Annotated in this window: 3 protein-coding genes; all 3 read left to right on the top strand. The window is 65.1% G+C overall.

Annotated features, from left to right (window positions below; genetic code table 11):
• A partial coding sequence (locus ACK4SV_RS16580; protein ID WP_409918952.1) for a TIGR02301 family protein occupies positions 1-455 on the top strand: 455 nt, incomplete at its 5' end.
• On the top strand, positions 452-2,350 hold the full coding sequence (locus ACK4SV_RS16575; RefSeq protein ID WP_409918951.1) for a gamma-glutamyltransferase family protein: 1,899 nt from the start codon (positions 452-454) through the stop codon (positions 2,348-2,350). The genes ACK4SV_RS16580 and ACK4SV_RS16575, both read left to right, overlap by 4 nt.
• Before the next feature lie 165 nt (positions 2,351-2,515).
• Positions 2,516-2,879, top strand: a 364-nt coding sequence (locus ACK4SV_RS16570) for a uracil-DNA glycosylase family protein (RefSeq protein WP_409918950.1), incomplete at its 3' end; no start/stop codon positions are given.

The raw sequence follows: 2,879 nt of genomic DNA, 5'->3' as shown, positions 1-2,879 counted from the left end.
CGCGCGAAAGTCCGCGCATGAAGAAGAAGCGTTTTCATACAGTCCTGATTAGCGGCGGTCTGATCCTCGCCGCAAGCCTCCTGCCTGCCCTGCCGCAAGGGGAGCTACCGACCCGAGGGCCGGATTATTTCCGCGATGCCACCGATCTGGCGGGCATCCTAGGCTCCGCACACGCGATACGGGTGCGCTGTAACGGCAATGAAGACCAGTACTGGCGGCGGTACATGACCGACATGCTGGGGCACGAAGCCCCGGAGGCCGGCCAGCTTCGCAGCTCGCTCGTGTCGAGGTTCAACCAGGCTTACCAGCGCGCCGAAACCCTCTACCCGGTCTGCGATGGGACGGCGGTCGAGGCGGAAGCCCGCTTTGCGGTCAGCGGACAGGAACTCGCCGGGCGCCTTGCGGCGCACTATTTCCCGAGAGGTGCGAGACAGGGCGGAGGACAAAGCCAATGAAATACAAGACTTTAGTTGCGCTGGGCGCACTGGGGATGGCCGCCTGTGCACAGACACCGGCGCCGGTCCCCGAGGCGGCAGTCGAAACTGACGCGGCGGCAGCCACATCCGAGCCCTCCGAAACGGCCGAGTGGCCGATGACCGGCCAGCGTCCCGCCTCTGGCCGCCCCATCGCAACCCGCTCCGCCGTCATCGCGCCCAACGGCGCCGCCGCCACGGCGCATCCGCTGGCAACACAGACCGCGATCGATATTCTGAAGGCTGGCGGATCGGCCGTTGATGCGGCGATCGCTGCCAATGCGATGCTGGGCCTGGTCGAGCCCACCGGAAACGGCATCGGCGGCGACCTCTATGCCATCGTCTGGGATCCCGAAACCAACGAACTCTACGGCTATAACGGCTCCGGCCGTACGCCGAAGGCCGCGACACTTGCCGATGCACAGGCCAAGGCCGACGAATTCGAGAACGGGCTGAAGCTGCCGCGTTATGGCACGATCACCGTCAGCGTTCCGGGCACGGTGGATGGCTGGTTCGCGCTGCATGAGAAATTCGGACGCCTTCCGATGGCGGACAATCTCGCCCCGACGGTTTCCTATGCCCGCAGCGGCGCGCCGATCCCCGAAATGATCGCCTGGTATTGGTCGCGGGGTCCCCTGCGCTTCGAGCCCGCATATGAAAGCGGCGAACTGGAAGAATACGAAAACGCGCGGCGCACTTTCTTTGATCCCGTGCCGGTCGAAGGCTCGCTGTTCCGCAATCCGGGCCTCGCCAACACGCTGGAGCGCATCGGCACGCTCGGCCGCGGGGAATTCTATAAGGGCGCCACTGCCCGCGCGATGACCGCCTATCTGCGCCGCCATGGCAGCAAGATGGCGTATGAGGATTTCACGACCCATACGGGCGACTGGATGGAACCGCTCTGCGTCGAATATCGCAGCGAAGTGAAGCTCTGTGAGCTTGGCCCCAACACGCAGGGCGTCGCCGCGCTGCAGATGCTGGAAATGCTGGAACGATTTGACCTCGGCGAGATGGGTTTCGGCTCCCCCGACGCCCTCACCGCCATGGTCGAAGCCAAGCGCCTTGCTTTTGCGGACCGCGCGCTCGGCTATGCCGACCCCGCCTTCTCCGGTATCGACCCCGCGATCTTCATCGCCCCCAGCTACAATGCAGGGCGCGCCGAGGCCATCGACATCACCCGCGCCATGCCGGAGGTCGCTCCGGGCACGGAAATCACCGACGCCGCCCTGCGCGACGGCGATACAACTTATCTGACCGTCGCCGACAAGGACGGCATGATGGTCTCGCTGATCCAGTCGAACTATCGCGGCATGGGCTCCGGCCTCGTGCCCGACGGGCTGGGCTTCATGTTCCAGGACCGGGCCGAACTGTTCAGTCTGGACCCGGAGCATCCGAATGTCTTCGAGGGCGGCAAACGCCCCTTCCACACAATCATCCCGGCCTTTGCCTTCAAGAAGGATCTGCCCGGCTGTCAGGTCCGCGCCACCACGCCGGAACTGGCCTGCCCGTATGAGCCCTGGCTCAGCTTCGGGCTGATGGGCGGCGCGCTGCAACCGCAGGGCCATGTCCAGATCATAACCAACCTCGTCGATTTCGGCATGGGCCTGCAGGAAGCCGGCGACGCCGCCCGCTGGGAACATGATGGCGGCTGCGAGCCGACCGATGCTCTGACGGCGGACTGTAATGTGGGCACCGGTAAGGTCATGTTTGAACGCGGCCTCGCCGGCGCCGCCGAAGCCCTGCGCGACCGCGGCTATGAAGTGACCTGCTGCGAAGCCAATTATGGCGGCTACCAAGCCATCATGCGCGACTTTACCACCGGCGCCTGGCACGCCGCCACCGAAATGCGCAAAGACGGCAGCGCGGATGGGTATTGACCTCTGCGCCCCCTCTGCCTGATCACTTTCGTCATCCCGGAATTTGCGCAGCAAATGTCCGGGACCCAGACAAAACTTTGATGACTTAGTATCTGGGCCCCGGTCTTTGCCTTTGGCAAAACCGGGGTGACGAGATCGTGGATGACGTTTAAGAGCCTCCCCACGATGAAACAACCCGCCGCCCCCGAAGCCCCGCGCGACTGCCCGCTCTGCCCGCGCCTCGTGGCGTACCGTGAAGCTGTGCGCGCCAAGGAGCCCACCTGGTTCAACGGCGCGGTGCCCTCGTTCGGAGACGCGAATGCCGAGCTGGTGATCATCGGTCTCGCCCCCGGCGTGACAGGCGCAAACCGCACAGGCCGTCCGTTCACGGGCGATTGGGCGGGTGACCTCCTCTATGCGACCCTCGACAAGTTCGGCTTCAGCGAGGGCACCTATGCGGCTGATCCCGGCGACGGGCTCCGGCTCAGCGGCGCGATGATCACCAATGCCGTGCGCTGCGTACCGCCCGAGAACAAGCCCGTCGGCGCCG

The organism is Hyphomonas sp. (assembly GCF_046313735.1).
Taxonomy (GTDB): domain Bacteria; phylum Pseudomonadota; class Alphaproteobacteria; order Caulobacterales; family Hyphomonadaceae; genus Hyphomonas.
The sequence above is the reverse complement of the archived record's forward strand: the minus strand, read 5'-3'. Positions and strand labels throughout refer to the sequence as shown.